The organism is Sphingomonas sp. KR3-1, assembly GCF_040049295.1.
Taxonomy (GTDB): Bacteria; Pseudomonadota; Alphaproteobacteria; order Sphingomonadales; family Sphingomonadaceae; genus Sphingomonas.
Genome location: NZ_JBDZDQ010000001.1, coordinates 338505 through 356263, shown reverse-complemented (window position 1 = coordinate 356263; position 17759 = coordinate 338505). Strand labels below are relative to the sequence as shown.

Annotated in this window: 22 protein-coding genes; 18 read left to right on the top strand and 4 right to left on the bottom strand. The window is 68.0% G+C overall.

The genetic code is table 11. The annotated features are described in order from the left end of the window. The 3 genes from ubiM to ABLE38_RS01935 all read left to right on the top strand — a co-directional run bounded on the left by ubiM (nt 1) and on the right by ABLE38_RS01935 (nt 2218). Entirely contained in the window at nt 1-1167 is a 1167-nt protein-coding gene (gene ubiM, locus ABLE38_RS01945; protein WP_348972482.1) for a 5-demethoxyubiquinol-8 5-hydroxylase UbiM, read from the top strand. A gap of 148 nt (nt 1168-1315) precedes the next feature. After that, nucleotides 1316-1825, top strand: coding sequence for a PadR family transcriptional regulator (locus ABLE38_RS01940; protein ID WP_348974436.1), 510 nt, complete (start codon nt 1316-1318; stop codon nt 1823-1825). A gap of 69 nt (nt 1826-1894) precedes the next feature. After that, nucleotides 1895-2218 carry a DUF2218 domain-containing protein gene (locus tag ABLE38_RS01935; RefSeq protein WP_348972481.1) on the top strand — a complete coding sequence of 108 codons (324 nt, stop codon included), beginning with the start codon at nt 1895-1897 and terminating at the stop codon, nt 2216-2218. Between the two features lie 6 nt (nt 2219-2224). On the opposite strand, the gene ABLE38_RS01930 is transcribed toward ABLE38_RS01935, so the two are convergent. Both ABLE38_RS01930 and ABLE38_RS01925 read right to left on the bottom strand, forming a co-directional pair. Continuing rightward, entirely contained in the window at nt 2225-3376 is a 1152-nt protein-coding gene (locus ABLE38_RS01930) for an AAA family ATPase (protein ID WP_348972480.1), read from the bottom strand. Between the two features lie 74 nt (nt 3377-3450). After that, nucleotides 3451-4605, bottom strand: a complete 1155-nt coding sequence (locus ABLE38_RS01925) for a glycosyltransferase family 1 protein (protein ID WP_348972479.1) — start codon at nt 4603-4605, stop codon at nt 3451-3453. 66 nt (nt 4606-4671) lie between these two features. On the opposite strand from ABLE38_RS01925, the gene ABLE38_RS01920 reads away from it, so the two are divergent. The 6 genes from ABLE38_RS01920 to ABLE38_RS01895 all read left to right on the top strand — a co-directional run bounded on the left by ABLE38_RS01920 (nt 4672) and on the right by ABLE38_RS01895 (nt 8734). Continuing rightward, complete coding sequence (locus tag ABLE38_RS01920) at nt 4672-4890, top strand: DUF2945 domain-containing protein (protein WP_348972478.1); 219 nt, start codon at nt 4672-4674, stop codon at nt 4888-4890. 32 nt (nt 4891-4922) lie between these two features. Then, nucleotides 4923-5708 (top strand): PhzF family phenazine biosynthesis protein, encoded by a 786-nt coding sequence (locus ABLE38_RS01915; protein WP_348972477.1) that lies wholly within the window; start codon nt 4923-4925, stop codon nt 5706-5708. A 32-nt stretch (nt 5709-5740) separates the two neighbouring features. After that, nucleotides 5741-6097: a GFA family protein gene (locus ABLE38_RS01910; protein WP_348972476.1), complete on the top strand. Its 357-nt coding sequence runs from the start codon at nt 5741-5743 to the stop codon at nt 6095-6097. A 38-nt stretch (nt 6098-6135) separates the two neighbouring features. Further along, complete coding sequence (gene radA / locus ABLE38_RS01905) at nt 6136-7506, top strand: DNA repair protein RadA (protein ID WP_348972475.1); 1371 nt, start codon at nt 6136-6138, stop codon at nt 7504-7506. Nucleotides 7507-7587: 81 nt separating this feature from the next. Continuing rightward, complete coding sequence (locus tag ABLE38_RS01900; RefSeq protein ID WP_348972474.1) at nt 7588-8139, top strand: hypothetical protein; 552 nt, start codon at nt 7588-7590, stop codon at nt 8137-8139. Between the two features lie 40 nt (nt 8140-8179). Continuing rightward, entirely contained in the window at nt 8180-8734 is a 555-nt protein-coding gene (locus tag ABLE38_RS01895) for a lipocalin family protein (RefSeq protein ID WP_348972473.1), read from the top strand. On the opposite strand, the gene ABLE38_RS01890 is transcribed toward ABLE38_RS01895, so the two are convergent. Further along, complete coding sequence (locus ABLE38_RS01890) at nt 8718-9089, bottom strand: hypothetical protein (RefSeq protein ID WP_348972472.1); 372 nt, start codon at nt 9087-9089, stop codon at nt 8718-8720. The two genes, ABLE38_RS01895 and ABLE38_RS01890, sit on opposite strands and share 17 nt — an antisense overlap. 111 nt (nt 9090-9200) lie before the next feature. Between ABLE38_RS01890 and ABLE38_RS01885 the strand changes: the two genes are divergently transcribed. From ABLE38_RS01885 to ABLE38_RS01845, 9 genes are all read left to right on the top strand, one after another. After that, the gene (locus tag ABLE38_RS01885) at nt 9201-9764 is read left to right on the top strand and encodes a CvpA family protein (RefSeq protein ID WP_348972471.1); all 564 of its coding nucleotides are present in this window, start codon (nt 9201-9203) and stop codon (nt 9762-9764) included. A 41-nt stretch (nt 9765-9805) separates the two neighbouring features. After that, complete coding sequence (locus ABLE38_RS01880; RefSeq protein WP_348972470.1) at nt 9806-10231, top strand: iron-sulfur cluster assembly scaffold protein; 426 nt, start codon at nt 9806-9808, stop codon at nt 10229-10231. Then, nucleotides 10231-12015 (top strand): cation:proton antiporter, encoded by a 1785-nt coding sequence (locus tag ABLE38_RS01875; protein WP_348972469.1) that lies wholly within the window; start codon nt 10231-10233, stop codon nt 12013-12015. Before ABLE38_RS01880 ends, ABLE38_RS01875 begins: the two co-directional genes overlap by 1 nt. Beyond that, nucleotides 12012-12353, top strand: a complete 342-nt coding sequence (locus tag ABLE38_RS01870; RefSeq protein WP_348972468.1) for a DUF423 domain-containing protein — start codon at nt 12012-12014, stop codon at nt 12351-12353. The genes ABLE38_RS01875 and ABLE38_RS01870 overlap by 4 nt, the downstream gene beginning before the upstream one ends. Further along, the gene (locus ABLE38_RS01865) at nt 12335-12973 is read left to right on the top strand and encodes a 50S ribosomal protein L11 methyltransferase (RefSeq protein WP_348972467.1); all 639 of its coding nucleotides are present in this window, start codon (nt 12335-12337) and stop codon (nt 12971-12973) included. Before ABLE38_RS01870 ends, ABLE38_RS01865 begins: the two co-directional genes overlap by 19 nt. 70 nt (nt 12974-13043) lie before the next feature. Beyond that, nucleotides 13044-13991, top strand: a complete 948-nt coding sequence (locus ABLE38_RS01860) for a metallophosphoesterase (RefSeq protein WP_348972466.1) — start codon at nt 13044-13046, stop codon at nt 13989-13991. A gap of 23 nt (nt 13992-14014) precedes the next feature. After that, nucleotides 14015-14368, top strand: a complete 354-nt coding sequence (locus tag ABLE38_RS01855) for a cupredoxin family copper-binding protein (protein ID WP_348972465.1) — start codon at nt 14015-14017, stop codon at nt 14366-14368. 8 nt (nt 14369-14376) lie between these two features. Next, nucleotides 14377-14946 carry a sigma-70 family RNA polymerase sigma factor gene (locus ABLE38_RS01850; protein ID WP_348972464.1) on the top strand — a complete coding sequence of 190 codons (570 nt, stop codon included), beginning with the start codon at nt 14377-14379 and terminating at the stop codon, nt 14944-14946. Next, a complete protein-coding gene (locus tag ABLE38_RS01845) occupies nt 14943-15710 on the top strand; it encodes an anti-sigma factor (RefSeq protein WP_348972463.1) in 768 nt (255 codons plus the stop codon). Before ABLE38_RS01850 ends, ABLE38_RS01845 begins: the two co-directional genes overlap by 4 nt. A gap of 136 nt (nt 15711-15846) precedes the next feature. Here the strand turns inward: ABLE38_RS01845 and ABLE38_RS01840 are convergent, their stop codons facing one another. Continuing rightward, a complete protein-coding gene (locus tag ABLE38_RS01840) occupies nt 15847-17730 on the bottom strand; it encodes a M1 family metallopeptidase (RefSeq protein ID WP_348972462.1) in 1884 nt (627 codons plus the stop codon). Nucleotides 17731-17759: the final 29 nt, after the last annotated feature.

Genomic DNA, 17759 nt, shown 5'->3' with positions numbered 1-17759 from the left:
ATGGACTATGACGTCATCATCGTGGGTGGCGGGCCGGCGGGACTGGCCTTTGCACGGTCGCTGGCCGGCACGGGGCTGGAGGCGATCCTGGTCGAGCGCCAGCCCTATGCGGCGCTGGCCGACCCCTCCTATGACGGGCGCGAGATCGCACTGACGCATGGCTCACGCGCCATTCTAGAGCGGTTAGGGGCTTGGCAAGGCATCCCGAAGGACAGGGTCTCGCCGCTACGGGCCGCGCGGGTGCGCAACGGGCGCTCAGCCTTTGCGCTCGATTTCGAGCCGGGGCCGGCGGGCGAAGCGCTGGGTTGGTTGGTGCCCAACCACCTGATCCGCCGCGCGTTGTTCGAGCAGGTGGCGGAGCAGTCCGAGCTGCGGCTCGCCTGCGGCTCGAGCGTTGTTTCGGCGCGGACCGAGCGGCGCTTTGCGGAAGTGCAGCTGTCGACCGGCGAGACGGTGCGCGGGCGCCTGCTCGTCGCGGCGGATTCGCGCTTCTCGCCGTTGCGCGAGGCACTCGGGATCGAGGCCGAGGTGAACCGGCTCGGCCGCGCGATGCTGGTCTGCCGCGCCGCCCATCCCAAGCCGCACGACCAAGTCGCCACCGAATGGTTCGGCCATGACCAGACGATCGCGTTGCTGCCGCTGAACGGCGGCATGTCCTCGGTGGTGCTGACGCTGCCCGAGCGTGAGATCGAGCGACTGGCAAAGCTCTGCGATACCGCACTGGGCGTCGAGCTGACCCGGCGCTCGGCCGGCCTGCTCGGACCGTTGGAGGTGGCGAGCTCGCGGCACGTCTATCCGCTGGCGACGACCTGGGCGAAGCATTTCGGCGCACGCCGCACGACGCTGATCGGCGACGCGGCGGTGGGCATGCACCCGGTGACGGCGCATGGCTTCAACCTGGGGCTGAGCGGGCAGGGGCTGCTCGCTGCGGAGATCGGCAAGGCACTGCGCCAGGGCCGCGATCCGGGCGAGGACTCCGTGATCCGCGCCTATGAGCGCGGCCACCGCGCCGTCGCGCGTCCGCTCTGGCTCGGCACCAACTTGCTGGTCACGCTCTACACCGACGAGCGCCCGGTCGCGCGCATTACGCGCCACGCCGGGCTGCGGCTGGGCGCGAGGCTGCCGCTGTTCCGTTCGGGAGTGCGCAGCATTTTGATGGCGCGCTAGGGCTTGTCAAAACCCTTTTAAGATATATCTTGTTCGCATCACGAGTCGTACAGGAGATATTATGCGACATCATCATTGCGGCCCCAAGGGCATGCATTTCGGCCGCCGTGGCGGCTTTGGCGGAGCGGACTTCGTCATGGCGTGGGCGATGGGCGGCCGCGGACGCGGCGGCTTCGGGCATGGCGAGCGGGGCGGCCGTCGCCGCATGTTCGACGGCACCGAGCTCCGCCTGGTCCTGCTCAAGCTGATCGAGGAGCAACCGCGTCACGGCTATGACCTGATCAAGGAGATCGAGGAGCGTTCGGGCGGCGCCTATGCCCCGAGCCCGGGCGTGGTCTATCCCACGCTGACCATGCTCGACGACATGGGCTTGATCGAGGAGGCCAAGAGTGAGGGCGCCAAGAAGCAGTTCGCGATCACCGCGGACGGCAGCGCGCATCTTGCCGAGCGCGCCGAGGAAGTGGCGGCGCTGTTCGAGCGGCTCCAGCAGCTCGCCAGCGTGCGGGAGCGCGCCGATGGCGGGCCGATCCGCCGGGCGATGGGCAATCTGCGTACCGTGCTGCAGGAACGCCTTGCGGGCGAAAGCGTCGATGCCGATGTGCTGCACAACGTCGCGGAGATTCTCGACGAGGCGGCACGGAAGATCGAACGGCTCTGAGCCTTGCCCAGGCTCGACATGCTAAGGCGGCGGCTCGGGATCGTGCCGCCGCCGATGGAGACCAAATCTATGACGATGACCACGCTTTCGGCCGAGACGCTTGCCCCCACCGAGCACGCCAGCCGCTACCTGCAGCAGCTGTGCAAGCACTGGGAGCACAACCTCCAGGTCGAATTCACGCCGGAGAACGGCACGATCATCTTCCCGAAGGATGCACGCGGCGCCAATTATCCGGGGGATGCGGTGGTGACGCTCAACGTCGCCGAGACCGGGCTCGACATTCGTATCGACGCCAGCTCGACCGAGCAGCTCGAAGGGCTGAAGGGCGCGGTAGAGCGCCATATCGACCGCTTCGCGTTCCGCGAAGAGGGGCTGAAATACGACTGGAAATGAGCGGGGCTAGCGCGTCGGCCAGTTCCAGCGCGGGGCTTCGTCCGCTTCGGCCTGGGTTTCGCCAAGCTGCTTGGCCAGCGTGACGTTGCGCACGCCTCGCTCCTGGCGCAGGCAATCGATCAGCCGCTCGCTGTGCGACACCAGCACGATCTGGCAGCGGCGGGACGCTTCGATCAGCAGCCGTGCCAGCGCGTCGAGCAGCGAAGGGTGCAGGCTCACTTCGGGCTCGTTGAGGATCATGATCTCCGGAGGGCGCGGGGAGAGCAGCGCGGCGATGAGCAGCAGGTAGCGCAAGGTGCCGTCGGACAATTCCTTGGCGCCAAGCGGCCGGAGCAGGCCGGGCTGGCGCATCTCGACCATGCCGTAATCGCCGCCATCGACGCGGACGTGCGAGCCGGGAAAGGCGTCGTCCACGGCCTCCTCCAGCGCCTGGGCGTCGCCGATTGCAAGGATCGTGGCGATGGCGGCGGCGAGATCGGCACCATCGCTGCCGAGCACCGGCGTATAGGTCATCACCTGCGGGCGGCGTGCAGGGGCATCGATGTCGGTGCGCAGATTGTCGTAGAACCGCCAGTTGCGCATCCGCTCGCGCATCAGCAGCAGTTCGAGGCCGTCGACCGAATCGGCGCAGTGGGTGACCATCGAATCGAAGGGCAGCAGGCCGTCCATCGCGCGGCGCCATTCACCGTTGGCGGCCGTACGCAAGCGCACCGCCGGGCCGCGTCGCTCGGCAAAGGCATTGCTCCGATCGAGCAGTGGGCCCGTCCACATCGTCTCGACCTTGATCTCGGGATCGCGGCTGAACGCATGCGTCGGGTCGGGCAGCCCGAGATCGATCGCATAGCCGAAGTCCGTGCCCGAGAAGCCGAGTTTCAGGCTTACGGGGCCCGATCGGACGGTACCCTGCACGGGTTGAGTGCCGCGCAGCATCTCGCGGCTGAATTTCTCGGGTCCGGCCCACAGCGCCGACGACAGCCCGCCTTCCGCCGCGAGCGAGCCGATCAGTCGGCCTTGCGCGGTGTCGGCGAGCAGGCGGAGCGAGCGATAGAGGCTAGACTTGCCGCTTCCGTTTGCGCCGGTGACGAGCGTCAACTGCCCGAGATCGATCGTGACGCTGCGCAGCGAACGATAGCCGGCGACCGCCAAATGCGAGATCAAAGCAAGGGTCCTTCGAGACAGTCGCGCTGCGAAACGATGCGATCATTGCACTCGTGGCGGCCCTCGCAAAGCGCTTATCCGGCGCGCCGCTCGATCGTCTCGAGATAGGCGTCGATCACCTTCTGGTTGATCGCGTCCCACACATAGGCGCTGGCGAGCCGGTGCCCGGCCGCGCCGGCGGCCTTCCGCGCTTCGTGATCCTCGCAATAATGCTGGATCGCATCGGCATAGCGGCCGACCGCTCCCTTGCCGGGCTCGACCAGCACGCCGCTGACATTCTCCTCGACCATGCCGACCGGGCCGACGGCATTGGCGGCGACCACCGCGACGCCGGCGGCCATCGCCTCCAGCGTGACGTTGCCGAAGCTCTCGGTCAGTGAGGGATTGAAGAACACGTCCATCGAGGCGACCGCGCGGCCGAGATTGTCGCCCGACTGGAAGCCGGCAAACACCGCATCGGGCACGCGCTCGGCGAACCATTCCTGCGCCGGCCCCTTGCCGATCACCAGCACGCGGTGCTTCACGCCGCGGCGCTCCAGCTCGGCGACCACCTCCGCGAAGATGTCGAGGCCCTTTTCCAGCACCAGCCGGCCGAGAAAGGTCACTGCGACTTCGTCGTCCTGGATGCCCAGGCCGCGGCGCCATTCCAGGCTGCGCTGCTCGGGGTTGAACCGCGCATGGTTCACGCCGCGCGACCAGGTGCGCATCGGCGGCGTGACGCCCCAGCTGCGCAGCAACTCCTCCATCCCACGCCCGGTGGGGAGCAGCGTGTCGATCCGGTTGTAGAAGCGGGTGAGCAGGCGGATCAGCAGCGGGGTGACGAAGCCGATATGGTAATAGGCGGGATAGGTCTCGAAGCGGGTGTGGACCGAGCCGACCGTGGCGATGTTGTTCTTGCGCGCCCAGGTGACGGCGCGGTGGCACAGGATTTCGGGCGCCGAGACATGGACGATGTTCGGCGCGAACGCCTCGAGATCGGGCAGCACTGCCTTGATGCCCTTGGCGAACTTGTATTCGTCGCGGCCGCCCGGCACCGGCCAGGACGGCACGCTCACCAGGTCGCCCGCTGGCGGAAAGGCGGGCGTGTCGGTGGTCGGCGAATAGACGCGGACCTGCACCCCGTGATCGAGCAGATAGCGGACGAGCAGGTTGAGCGCCTGGTTCGCGCCGTCGCGGACATAGTTGTAGTTGCCGCTGAACAGCGCGACGCGGAGGTCGGTGGGCTTCATGCGGGCGCGATACCTTCCGCAGGCGCACGGGGCAACCTTGTGGGGCTGTGGCGAATTGTCCTGGCCATGGAGAACAGCTTTCGAAAAGGCGCGAAGGTGCATTGGACCTGGGCCGACGACATCGCGCACGGCAGGATAGAGGAACGCTTCGAGCGGCGCGTGCAGCGCACGTTCAAGGGCACCAGAGTGGTGCGCAACGGCTCGCGCGCGAACCCGGCCTATCTGATCGTGCAGGAGGGCGGGACCAGGGTATTGAAGCTCGGAGGGGAATTGCGGCCGGGCTAGCCCTGCGCGTGCGCGCTCCCTAGGAAGGCGGCATGCGCGCCCGGTTCTTCCAGCTCGATGCCTTTGCCACCCGCCGGTTCACCGGCAATCCGGCGGCGATAATGCTGCTGGATGCGTGGTTCGACGAGGCACAGCTCCAGCTTGTCGCGGCAGAGAATAATCTGTCCGAGACCGCCTTTCTCGTGCCCCGGGGCGCGGACTTCGAGATCCGCTGGTTCACGCCGACCGTCGAGGTGCCCCTGTGCGGCCATGCCACGCTGGCGAGCGCGGCGGTGGTGCTGGAGCGGCTGGACCCCGGCCGGCCATCGGTGCGCTTCTATTCGAAGAGCGGCCCGCTAACCGTGCGGCGCGAGGGAAGCGGCTTCGCGATGGATTTTCCGGCGCGCAGCATCACGCCCTGCGACGCCCCGACAGCGCTGGCGACCGCACTGCGCGCCAGGCCGGTCGAGACCCTATGGGATGGCGGCAATTTCCTGGTTCGTCTGACCGATGCTGCGGGCGTCCGCGAACTGGCGCCGGACATCGCGGCGATCGCGGCGCTGCCGGCCGGCGGCGTCATCGTCACCGCGGCCGGGGATTCGGGCTTTGATTGCGTCAGTCGCTATTTCGCACCGGCCAAGGGCCTGGACGAGGATCCGGTGACCGGGGGCGCGCATTGCGGGCTTGCACCCTATTGGGCCGAACGTCTGGGCAAAAGCGAGATCCGGGCCTGGCAGGCATCGGCGCGGGGCGGCGAGCTGCTGTGCCGCATGCTTGGCGACCGGGTCGAGCTGGTCGGCGGCTGCATCTTCTATCTGGAGGGGGAAGCGACATGGTGAACGCGCAACCGGGATCGTGCCATTGCGGCGGCGTGCGCTTTGCGATTTCGCATCCGATCGACGAACTCACCACCTGCGATTGCTCGCTTTGCGTCAAGCGCAATGCGCTGATGGTGAAGGTCCCCGAGGCGGCGCTGACGGTGTTGGACGGCGAAGCGCTGCTGACGGAATATCAGTGGAACACCGGGCGGGCGCGCCATTATTTCTGCAGCCGCTGCGGCATCTACGTTTTCCACCGCAAGCGCGCCGCGCCCGATCATTTCGGCGTGAACATCTTCTGTCTCGATGGCTTCGACCCCTCCGCGGTGCCGGTGCGCGCAACCGAGGGCGCGAACATGACCGTGGTGGAAGCGGGCGCCATTCCGGAATGGCCGGGGCCGCGCATTTGATGGTTGTTCCCTTCCTGTTCTCTTGCTAGTCTCGCTCCATGGCGAAACCGAAGAAGCGTTATGTCTGCCAGGCCTGTGGCTCGGTCACCGCGCAGTGGGCGGGGCAATGCGGCGATTGCGGCGAGTGGAACCAGCTGGTCGAGGATGCCGGCGCCAATGTGACGCCGTTCCAGGCGCGGCATAACCTCCAGTCGGGCGGACGGGCGATCCTGCTCTCCGGGCTCAACACCGATATCGAGCTGCCCGAGCGGACTTCGACCGGGATCGCCGAGCTCGATCGCGCGCTGGGCGGCGGCTTTGTCGAGGGATCGGCGACGCTGATCGGCGGCGATCCCGGCATCGGCAAGTCGACGCTGCTGCTTCAGGCGGCCGCTAAGATCGCGCAGCGCGGGCTCAAGGTCGTCTATGTCTCGGGCGAGGAAGCGGGCGACCAGGTGCGGCTGCGCGCGCGGCGGCTGGGGCTGGGCGGCGCGCCGGTGATGTTCGCCGCGGCGACGTCGGTACGCGATATCCTGACGACGATGGGCGAGGGCGAGCCGCCTGCGCTGCTGATCATCGACTCGATCCAGACGATGCACTCGGACCTGATCGAGGGCGCACCGGGCACGGTCAGCCAGGTCCGCGCCGCATCGGGCGAGCTGATCCGCTTCGCCAAGGAGCGCGGCAGCGCGGTGGTGCTGGTCGGCCATGTCACCAAGGACGGCAGCATTGCCGGCCCGCGCGTGCTCGAGCACATGGTCGACACGGTGCTGAGCTTCGAGGGCGAGCGCAGCCACCAGTACCGCATCCTGCGCGCGGTGAAGAACCGCTTCGGCGGCACCGACGAGATCGGCGTGTTCGCGATGCAGACCGAAGGGCTGGAGGAAGTCTCCAATCCCTCGTCGCTGTTCCTCACCTCGCGCGACGAGAGCGTGACCGGCACGGTGGTGTTCCCCGCGCTGGAAGGTACCCGCCCGGTGCTGGTCGAGGTGCAGGCGCTCACCGTGCGGCTGGCGAGCGGGGCGACGCCGCGGCGCGCGGTGGTCGGCTGGGATTCGGCGCGGCTGTCCATGATCCTCGCGGTGCTCGAGGCGCGCTGCGGGCTCAGCTTCTCGACCTGCGAAGTCTATCTCAACATCGCCGGCGGCTACCGGGTGCAGGATCCGGCTGCCGACCTGGCGGTGGCGGCGGCGCTGGTCTCGGCACTGAGCGAGCGGCCGATCCCGGCGGACGCGGTGGTGTTCGGCGAAGTCGCGCTGTCGGGCGAGGTGCGGCCGGTGGCGCATGGCGCGCTGCGCTGCCGGGAGGCGGCCAAGCTCGGCTTCGGCCGCGCGATGGCGCCGATCGCGCAGGTCAACGACAAGGGCGGACTGTCGCTGGCCGGGTTCAAGTCGCTCGCGCAGTTCGTGGATCACCTGCTCGGGCGGTGAGCTGCGGCATCCGCAGGCTTCGACGGGTTGCAATTGCACTCGATGCTATAGAATAACGTATCCCGAAAGGCGGGAAGATCGATGCTGCGCGAACTGGCAGTCGAATGGGTGCGCCCCGGGATGCTGGCGCCGGCGCTGGCCGCTGCCGCGCTGCTGGGAGGGATACTGTGGGCAGGCAAGGAGCCAGTCCGCACGCCGCCGCCGCGACTGGTGTTTGCCGGGTTTCCGGTGAGCGGCACTGCAGCGGATTCGCAGCGCGCCGGCTTTACAAAATGCGTCCAGCTCGACGGAATTCGCATGCGCTGCCGCAGCGCGCCGGTGATGATCGCCGGGCAAGGGCCCTATGAAGCGGCCATCGACTTGATCGGAAGCGACGGCACCGGCGGTTTCGATCATCTGACGCTATGGAACAACGGCGAGCAGGAGGCCGTCTTCCGCCTGGTCGAGGCGCTGCAGCGCGAGGGCTGGCGGCATTGCGAGACCGGCAACGGGCGCTGGGGCGACCAGGACATCTACACGCGCGAAGGCGCGCCGGTGCGCGTGTCGATGGACCTCAGCTATTATGGCAAGCGCCGCGTGCGGATCATCCCGCTGTGGAACGACAAGGAACGAAGCTGCACGCCCTATCATTGAAGGGCTATCCTTTCCGCGACTTACGGACCAGATTGGCCAAATGAAGCGCTCCACTGCCATCTCGATTGCCTCGGGCGTCGCGGTCGCCGCGATCGGCGGCATCTTCCTCTATTCGCGCAGCACCCGCCCGCCGGTGATCAATCCCAAGGTGCCCGAGCCGGCCAAGCCGGTCGAGCTGACGCGCTATCTCGGCAAATGGTACGAACTGGCGCGGCACGAGAACCGCTTCGAAAAGGGGCTGGACGCGGTCACCGCCGAATATGCGCTGCTCGAGGATGGCAAGATCCGGGTGACCAATGCCGGCACGCGGGACGGCGAGCGCAGCATCTCCGAAGGCAAGGCGATCATCGCTGACGAGGCGACCAACGCCAAGCTCAAGGTGTCGTTCTTCGGGCCGCTCTATACCGGGGACTATTGGGTGCTCGATCATGGCGACGACTATGCATGGTCGATCGTCGGCGAGCCGAGCGGGCGGTACCTGTGGGTGCTGTCGCGCGAGGCGGTGCCGTCCTCGGCGCTGGCACAGCAGGTGATGAAGCGCGTCGAAGAACTGGGGTACGACCGCTGGGCGCTCAGGATCACGCGTCAGGGCTAGGCGGCGTCTTCGCAAACCAGCCGTCCACCCGATTGCGGACGAGTTGCACGATGGCGGCCGAGAAGAACACGAGCGACGCGATATAGAAGAGGACCGTGAGCGGAATATATCCTCCCCCCGCGATGCCCAGTATCGCCAGCGCCAGGCTCGGCGCATAGGCGAGGAGCAGGATCCACCGCGCGACGTTCGAGCGGCGATGGACCACGCCGAACCATAGCAGCAGCGCGACGATCAGCCCGATCTGCAGGGCGGCGGCGTTGGCGTGCGTCCAGTCGGCCAGCGTGCCCAGCGTCTTCAGCGCCAGCGCCGTGAGATAGTAGCGCGAAAACCAGATGATCGGACGCGGCCGTTCCATGCCTTCCCCCTTGCGTCGCGCTTCATCGCGCGGCGCGCGCGGGATCGCAATCCCGCTTCCGCTCCGCCCCCGTCCTCCGCTATAGGCCGTCCCGGGGAGGGACGTGTTCCAATGACTTTGACCGGGCTCGATATCATCGTGCTGCTCGTGATCGGCGGTGCCGGCGTGCTGGGATTCCTGCGCGGCTTCGTCACCGAAGTTCTGGCGCTAGTCGCTTGGCTGCTGATCGTGCTGGCGCTCAAGCTGTTCCACACGCCGCTGGCCGCGATGCTGGCCGGGCTGGTCGGAACCGCGCAGGGCGGCGCCGTGCTATCGTTCGTGATCCTCGTCGGCGTCACCTATTTCGGCGGGCGGCTGATCGCCAATTCGATCGGATCGCGGACGCGCGAGAGCTTTCTCGGCCCAATCGACCGCGCACTCGGGCTGGGATTCGGCGCGCTCAAGGGCCTGATCCTGGTCAGCATCACCTTCCTGCTGCTCGTGCTGCTGTTCGATACCGTGAGCGGCGGTCCGGCCAACCGGCCGGGGTGGATCACCAAGTCGACCACCTATCCGCTGCTCAACGCGACCAGCGCGAGCATCGCCGATTTCGTCGATCGCCGCCGCAAGGGCGAGCCGGTGTTCGGCGACGCGCATGACAACAAGTCGGCCACCGAGGCGAATTCTACCCGATAGGGGGTCGCGCATCGCGCGCCGCTCCCCTAAGTCGGGAGGAGATGAACGCGCCGCTCTACAATACCGAAATCCTGCGTCTCGCGGCCTCCGTGCCGTTCGAGGCGCGGCTGGAGGGGGCGATGGCCTCCTCCGAGAAGCGCTCCCCAGTCTGCGGGAGCCGCGTCACTGTCGATGTGACATTGGATGACGCCGGCCACGTTGCCGCGATCGGCATGGTCGTCCGCGCCTGCGCGCTCGGCCAGGCATCGGCGGCGCTGATGGAGGCGCATGCGGTGGGTCGCTCGCTCGAGGAGCTGGAAGCCGCGCGCGACGATCTCACCGCCTGGCTTGCCGGCGAACGCGCGACGCCACCCGCCTGGCCGGGGCTCGACCTGTTTACGCCGGCGCTCGAGCATCGCGGGCGGCACGCCGCGATCCGGCTCGCCTTCGAGGCGGTGGCCGAAGCCGCCGGAAAGGCACGCGGCTAATGGAGCATTCCAGTGACGCTTCGCTGCTCGGCGAATATGTGCCGCTGCTCGGGTTCGCGCTCGTCTTCGTTCTGATCTTCCGGCGCTTCGGCCTGGGTGCGACGCTTGGCTATCTCGTCGCGGGCGCCGTGGTCGGGCCGCAAGTGCTGGGACTCGTCGGCGATGCCGAGAGCAAGATGGGCATCGCCGAGCTCGGCATCGCGCTGCTGCTGTTCTTGGTGGGCCTCGAGCTCAGCCCGTCGCGGCTGTGGCGGATGCGCAAGGACATCTTCGGCCTCGGCCTGCTCCAGGTGACGATCTGCGGGCTGGCGATCGCCGGTATGGTGTGGGTCGCGACCGGCAGCTCGATCGGCGCCGCGCTGGCGCTCGGCCTGCCGCTGGCGCTGTCCTCGACCGCGCAGGTGCTGCCGATGCTGCAATCTGCCGGGCGGCTGCGCACGCCGCTGGGCGAGCGCGCCTTCGCGATACTGCTGTTCCAGGACCTGTCGATCGTGCCGCTGATCACGATCGTCGCCGCGCTCTCGCGCAACCCGCATGGGCAGGTCGGCACGCCGGGCTGGCTGCTCGGCATCTACACGGTGGCGGCGATCATCGGGCTAATCCTGGCGGGCCGCTACCTGCTGCGCCCGCTGTTCCGCCTGATCGGCAATCTCGGCGAGCGCGAGATGTTCATCTTCGCCGGGCTGTTCACCGTGATCGCCGCCGCGGCGATCATGGAGATGATCGGGCTATCGGCAGCGCTGGGGGCCTTCATCGCGGGCGTGATGCTGGCGGATTCGCCCTATCGGCACGAGCTGGAGGCAGATGTCGAGCCGTTCCGCTCGATCCTGCTCGGCCTGTTCTTCCTCGCGGTGGGCATGACGCTCAACCTCCACGCGATCGCCGAGCGGCCCTTCTTCGTGATCGGCATGGCGCTGGCGCTGATCGCCGCCAAGGCTGCGATCATCATGGGGCTGGGCATGGTCTTCGGCATGCCGCGGCGCCAGGCCTTTGCGCTAGGCGTGCTGCTCAGCCAGGGCGGCGAGTTCGGCTTCGTGCTGTTCGCCCAGGCCCAGTCGGCGCTGCTGATCGAGGGGCAGGCGGCGAGCATCTTCGGCGCGATCGTCACGCTGTCGATGGCGACCACGCCGTTCCTGATGATGGCGACCAAGCGGATCCGCACCGAGCCCGCGCCGAGCGCAGTGGGGCTGGACCTGCCGCGCCACGAGGGCTCCAACGCCGTCGTGGTCGGCTATGGCCGCTTCGGCCAGACGGTGGCGCAGATGCTGCTCGCGCAGGACATCCCGGTGACGATCATCGATATTGATGTCGAGATGATCCAGACCGCCGGCGATTTCGGCATGAAGGTCTATTATGGCGACGGCCTGCGCATCGACATGCTGCGTCAGGCGGGCGCCGCCGAGGCCGAGCTGATCACCTTCTGCAACGACGGCGACAAGATCGACACCGAGTTCCTCGAGGCGGTCCATCATGCCTTTCCCAAGGCGACGGTGTTCGTGCGCGCCTTCGACCGGCGCAGCGTGATCAAGATGAAGGGTGCGCCGGTGGGCGGCGTGGTGCGCGAGGTGCTGGAGAGCGCCGTGATGATGGCGCGCCAGGCGATGCAGGCGGTGGGTGTCGACCAGCGCGAGATCGACAAGACCGAGGCCGAGTATCGCAAGCGCGACAACACCCGCCTCGACGTGCAGCGCGAGACCGGAGACCTGCGCGCCGGGATCGACGGGATGATCACCCATGCCAGCCTGGCCGCGGCGATCGAGATCGACCTGGAGAGCTCGGGATGACGCGATTGGTGACGGTGCTTGCGGCGCTTTCGGGCGCGCTTGCGGTGGCGACGGGCGCGTTCGCCGCGCATAGTGCGAGCGGGCAGGCGGCGGAATGGCTCAAGACCGGCGGGCATTACCAGCTGATCCACGCGGTCGCGGCGCTGGTCGCGATCCGGATGGGCGAGCGGATCTCGCCCTGGCTGTTCGTGGTGGGCGGCGCATTGTTCGCGGGCACGCTCTACCTGATGGCGTTCGGCGCCCCGCACTGGCTGGGCGCGGTGACGCCGCTGGGCGGCGCAGCACTGATCGCGGGCTGGATCTGCCTGGCGATCGGCGCATGGCGGCGGCCGGCCTGAACGCCGCAGACTTCATCCGGGCGCGGCTGCCCGTGCTGCCTGTGCCCGGTGTTCCTGAGATCGTGCTGCACAAGGCCGTGCCGGCGAGCGGCCTGGGCCGGCTGGCGGCCGACGACGCGGATTTCGGTTCGCCTTACTGGGCCTATTACTGGCTGGGCGGGCTGGCGCTGGCGCGGTTCGTGCTCGACCGGCCGGAAATGGTGCGCGGGCGACGCGTGCTCGACCTCGGCACCGGATCGGGGCTGGTGGCGATCGCCGCGGCGAAGGCTGGCGTGGCTTCGGTGATGGCCGCCGATATCGATCCCTATGCGATCGCCGCGCTACCGCTCAATGCCGCGCTGAACGGCGTGGCGGTAGACGCCGTGCTCGGCGACTTGACCGACGGGCCGGTGCCCGAGGTGGCGCTGATCCTGGCCGGCGACGTGTTCTACGATCCCGAACCTGCTGCGCGCGTGTTGCCGTTCCTGGCGCGCTGCCGGGCGGCGGGCGTGGACGTGCTGGTCGGCGATCCCCGCCGCGCGCCGCTGCCGGTGGAGCGGCTGCGGGTGCTGGCGGACTATCGGTTCGCCGAGACCGACAATGGCGTGCTGAAGCCGGCTTCGGTGTTCGCCTTCGAATAATTTCGCGGGGCCGGGAATAAACCCGCGCCCGCTCCGGTCTGGTGTGTGACGAACACACAAGGGACCGATCATGGACGATCATCACGAAGGTATTGACCGCCGCCGCGTGCTCACCCGCTGCGCTGGCTGGGCCGGTACCGCCGCGCTCTACACGATGATGGGCGGCATCGCCTCGTCGATCGATATCGACACCGCGCTGGCCTCGCCGATGCTGGCAGGCAAGAGCCCCAAGCCCTTCACCTTCCTCCAGATCAGCGACACGCATATCGGCTTCGACAAGGCCGCTAATCCGAACACGCGGGCGACGGCGATGCAGGCGGTCGAGAAGATCAAGGCGCTCAAGGTGAAGCCCGATCTGATCTTCCACACCGGCGACATCACGCACCTGTCCAAGGCCGAGCAGTTCGACGATGCCGCGCAGATCCTTTCGGGGCTCGACGTGCCGATCTTCTTCGTGCCGGGCGAGCATGACTGGCTCGACGAGACGCCTGGCGCCAATTTCCTCGCCCGTCACGGCAAGGGGACCAAGGGCACCGGCTGGTACAGCTTCGAGCACAATGGCGTGCACTTCATCGGGCTCAACAATGTCGCGGACCTGAAGGCCGGGGGCATGGCGCATCTGGGCGAGGAACAGCTCGCCTGGCTGGAGAAGGACCTGGCGGGCTTGTCTGCCAGCACGCCGATCGTGGTGCTCGGCCATATCCCGCTCTGGACCGTGTACGAGGCATGGGGCTGGGGCACCGATGACAGCGCGCGGGCGCTGGCGCTGCTCCGCCGCTTCGGCTCGGTGACCGTGCTCAACGGCCATATCCACCAGATCCTGCACAAGGTGGAGGGCAATGTCTCCTTCCACTCGGCACGCTCGACTGCCTATCCGCAGCCCGCGCCCGGGGCTGCGCCGTCGCCCGGCCCCCTGACCGTGCCGGCGGCGCAGCTTCCGGCGATGCTCGGCATCCACACCGCGCAGTTCGTGCGCGGCAACGCGCCGATCGCACTGATCGAGCAGACGCTCGGCTGATCCTACCCTCCAGGAGTATCCCAATGGCTTTTCCGCTTTCGCGTGCGCTGTTCCTTGCCGCCTTCTCGGTTCCGATGCTTGGGCTCGGCGTTTCGGTCACCGCCGCGGCGATCGCGCCTGCGCCGGCGGTGCAGGTCGCGATCAAGGGCTTCGCCTTCACCCCTCAGGTGCTCACCGTCGCGATCGGCACCACGGTTACCTGGACCAACGCCGACGAGGATCCGCACACGGTCACCGCGACCGATCGCAGCTTCCATTCGGCGGCCTTGGATACCGGCGGCAAGTTCAGCTACACCTTCACCCGCGCCGGCGAGTTCGCGTATTTCTGCCAGCTCCACCCGCACATGACGGGCAAGGTGATCGTCAAGGCGCGCTGAGGGGACAGGTGGGCGTCAGCATTTTCCGACCCAGGCTCGCTTTCTCCGCCGATCGCTCATCGGCGGAGCAGGCCGCTGCGCGCGCGAAGGCCGAGCGTTTCCGCCGGCTGATGCTGCCGCACATGGACGCCGCACTCACGCTCGCCCGCTACCTCACGCGCGATGCCAGTGTGGCGGAAGACGTGGTGCAGGAAGCCTATCTGCGCGCCTTTCGCGGCTTCGACGCGTGGCGGGGCGAGGCGCCCAAGGCGTGGCTGCTGGCGATCGTGCGCAATTGCTTCCTGAGCGGCATTGCCGCGACGCGGGCTTGCGAGGAATTGACCGAGGAGCCGGTGGATCGGGAAAGCCCCGAGAGCCTGCTCGCCGACAGGAACGAGGCGGCGATGGTGCGGGCAACGGTGGAGCGGCTGCCCGAGCCGTTCCGCGAAACGCTTGTGCTGCGTGAGCTGGAAGAGATGAGCTACAAGGAGATCGCCGCCATCACCCGGGTTCCGATCGGCACCGTCATGTCGCGACTGGCACGGGCGCGGCAGATGTTCGCCGAGCTGCTGCTGCCGGCGGCGGAGAAGCGCGCATGAGCCCGCATCCTGAGCCCGGCCTGATCCACGCCTATGCCGATGGCGAGCTCGACGCGGCGAACACCGTGGCGCTCGAGGCGCATCTGAAGGGGTGCGCCGAGTGCCGAGCCCAACTCGACGAGATCGAGGCGGTGCGCGCGCTGATGGCGGGCGCACCGCGCGCGGAGGCCTCGCCCGAGCTGCGCGGGCGGATCGAGGCGATGCTGGATGCCGAGGAACCGACGCCGGCGCGGCGCGGCGTGCTGGCGCATGTCTCGAGTGCGCGCTGGGCATCGGGCGCCATTACTGGCGCGGCTTCGGCAAGCCTGGCGCTGCTCGTCGCGGTGCCGCAGGTCACACGCAGCGATACCGAGGACCAGCTGGTGCAGAGCCATGTCCGCTCGCTGATCGCCGGCCATGTCGTCGATATCGCCACCTCGAACCGCCATGTGGTGAAGCCCTGGTTCAACGGCCGGATCGACTTCGCCCCGCCGGTGCCCGAGCTGGCGGCGCAGGGCTTCCCGCTGGTCGGCGGGCGGATGGACTATATCGAGGACAAGCCGGTCGCCGCGATCGTCTACAAGCGGGCGCTGCACACGATAAACCTGTTCGTGCGCCCCGCCACAGGCCTGTCGCTCGGCGACACGAGCACGACGCGGCACAAGGGCTATACGCTGGTGCGCTGGACCAATGGCGGGCTGGAATATTGGGCGGTGTCGGACGTCGATCCGGGCGATCTGCAGGTCTTCCGGCAGGCGTATCAGGGGGCGACGGGTTCCAAGTGAGCCTTCTCCCTCTCCCCTCTGGGGAGAGGGCCGGAGAGAGGGGAGTGCGGCAGGCTTATCGCTTGCGCCGCTTACTGCCCCTCTCCCGGCTTCGCTACGCTCGCCACCCTCTCCCCCGAGGGGAGAGGGTGAAATATCACTCCGCCCCGACGATCTTCGCCACGCCCGCTGCGGCGCCGGGATGATACCCCGCCTTCGCTTCCTCGTAGAACTTGCGTGCGATCGGCTTGCCCCAGTCGCCCTGGGCCATCAGGTCTTTGTAGATCGGGTAGATCAGCAGGCCGCGGCCGACGCGCTTCACGAACGCCTCGATGCTCGGCAGCGCCGGTTCGTAGCGGTTGGCGATCGCCAGCTCGGCCCAGGCCGAGCGGACATAGGCGTTGTTCGAGGCCGAGAGCCCCAGCGTCTCGTCCAGCTCCTTGAGCCGCGCCGGCGTCTGCTGGCGGCGCAGGCCGGTGAGGAAGCGCAGCCATTGCTGCGTCGCCCAGCCGCTCGGCTGCACCGCGCTCGCCGGGCCGCCGGCGTTGAACGCAGCGCGCTTGGCATCGACCGCCGCCAGCGTGGCAGAGGTGACGTGCACGGCATTATCGGGCAGCCCCGGTTGATAGGCCCAGCGATCGAGCTCCAGCTTGGCCTCGAGTGCCTTGTCGCCCTTGATCAGGTTGGCGCGCAGATCGGCGAGGAAGCCGGCGGTGGTCTGCGGCTGGAAGGCGTGGCGATCGAAATAGGAGCGCAGATAGGCGTCCCATTTCGGCCGGCCCACCGTCGTCTCGATCATCTTGAGGAAGTTCGAGCCCTTGAAATAGTCGAGCTGGCCGAAGGTCGCGCCGGGATCGCCGTGCAGGCGCGTGGTCGCGGCATCCGGGCCGCCTGCATCCTTGATGTCCTTCTGCATCCCGTCCCAATCGAGATCGGCATACATGGCGGCGCGCTCCTTGCCGTAGACCGCCTCCATGATCCGGTTCTCGAAATAGGTGGTGAAGCCCTCGTTCAGCCACGAGTCCGACCAGGTCGCGTTGGTGACGAGGTTGCCCGACCAGCTGTGCGCCAACTCGTGCGCCACCACATCGGTGTTCGAACGGTCGCCGGTGATGATCGTGGGGGTGAGGAAGGTGAGGGTGGGGTTCTCCATCCCGCCATAGGGGAAGCTCGGCGGCAGGACGAGCATGTCGTAGCGGCCCCAGCGATAGGGTCCGTAGAGCGCCTGCGCCGCGTCGATCATCTTCTCGACGTCGCCGACCTCATACGCGGCGGCATCGAGCTGGCTCGGCTCCGCCCAGACGCCCGAGCGCGGGCCCGTCGCCTTGAAGCCGAGATCGCCGACTGCGAACGCGATCAGATAGGGCGGGACGGGGTTGTCCATCTTGAAGCGGAAGCTGCGCTTGCCGTTCGTCGTCGCCTGGCCCTTCTCGCCGTCGAGCCGCTCGCCGCTCATCACCGCGACGAAACCCTCGGGCACGGTCAGCGTCGCCGACCAGGTCTGGCGGATGCCGGGGCTGTCCTGGGTCGGGATCCAGCTGCGATTGTTGATCGGCTGGCCCTGGCTGAACAGATAGGGCTTCGCCTTGCCGGCGGTTAGCTCGGGCGCGAGCCACTGGAGCGCCGAGGCGCCGGGCCGGGTCCTGTAGCGGACCAGGATCTGCTTGTTGCCTTCCAGCTGCACGGTCAGCGCCGAGCCGAGGCCGATATCGGTCTCGCGCGGGCCGATCGCATAGGGCAGCGGCTTGCCCTTGGGGCAGGTGACCGAGAGCACGTCGAGATCATCGACATCGAGGACGATCTTCGTCGCACCCTTGGCGGCGAGCACGTCGAGCGTCGCCACGCCGGACAGCGTCTTGCCGGCAAAGTCGACGCCGAGGTTGAGATCGACATGCGTCACCCGTGCGACCTGGGGCTCGGCATGCGTCCATGCGTCCTTGGCCTCGGGCGTGGTCAGCAGGATTGGGGCGGGCCTGGCGTTCTGGGCGGCGGCGGGCGCTGCGATCACGATCGCAGCGGCGAGGGCGGGGAGGATGCGCATGCCCGCCTGCTAAGCCGATCGGGGATGAA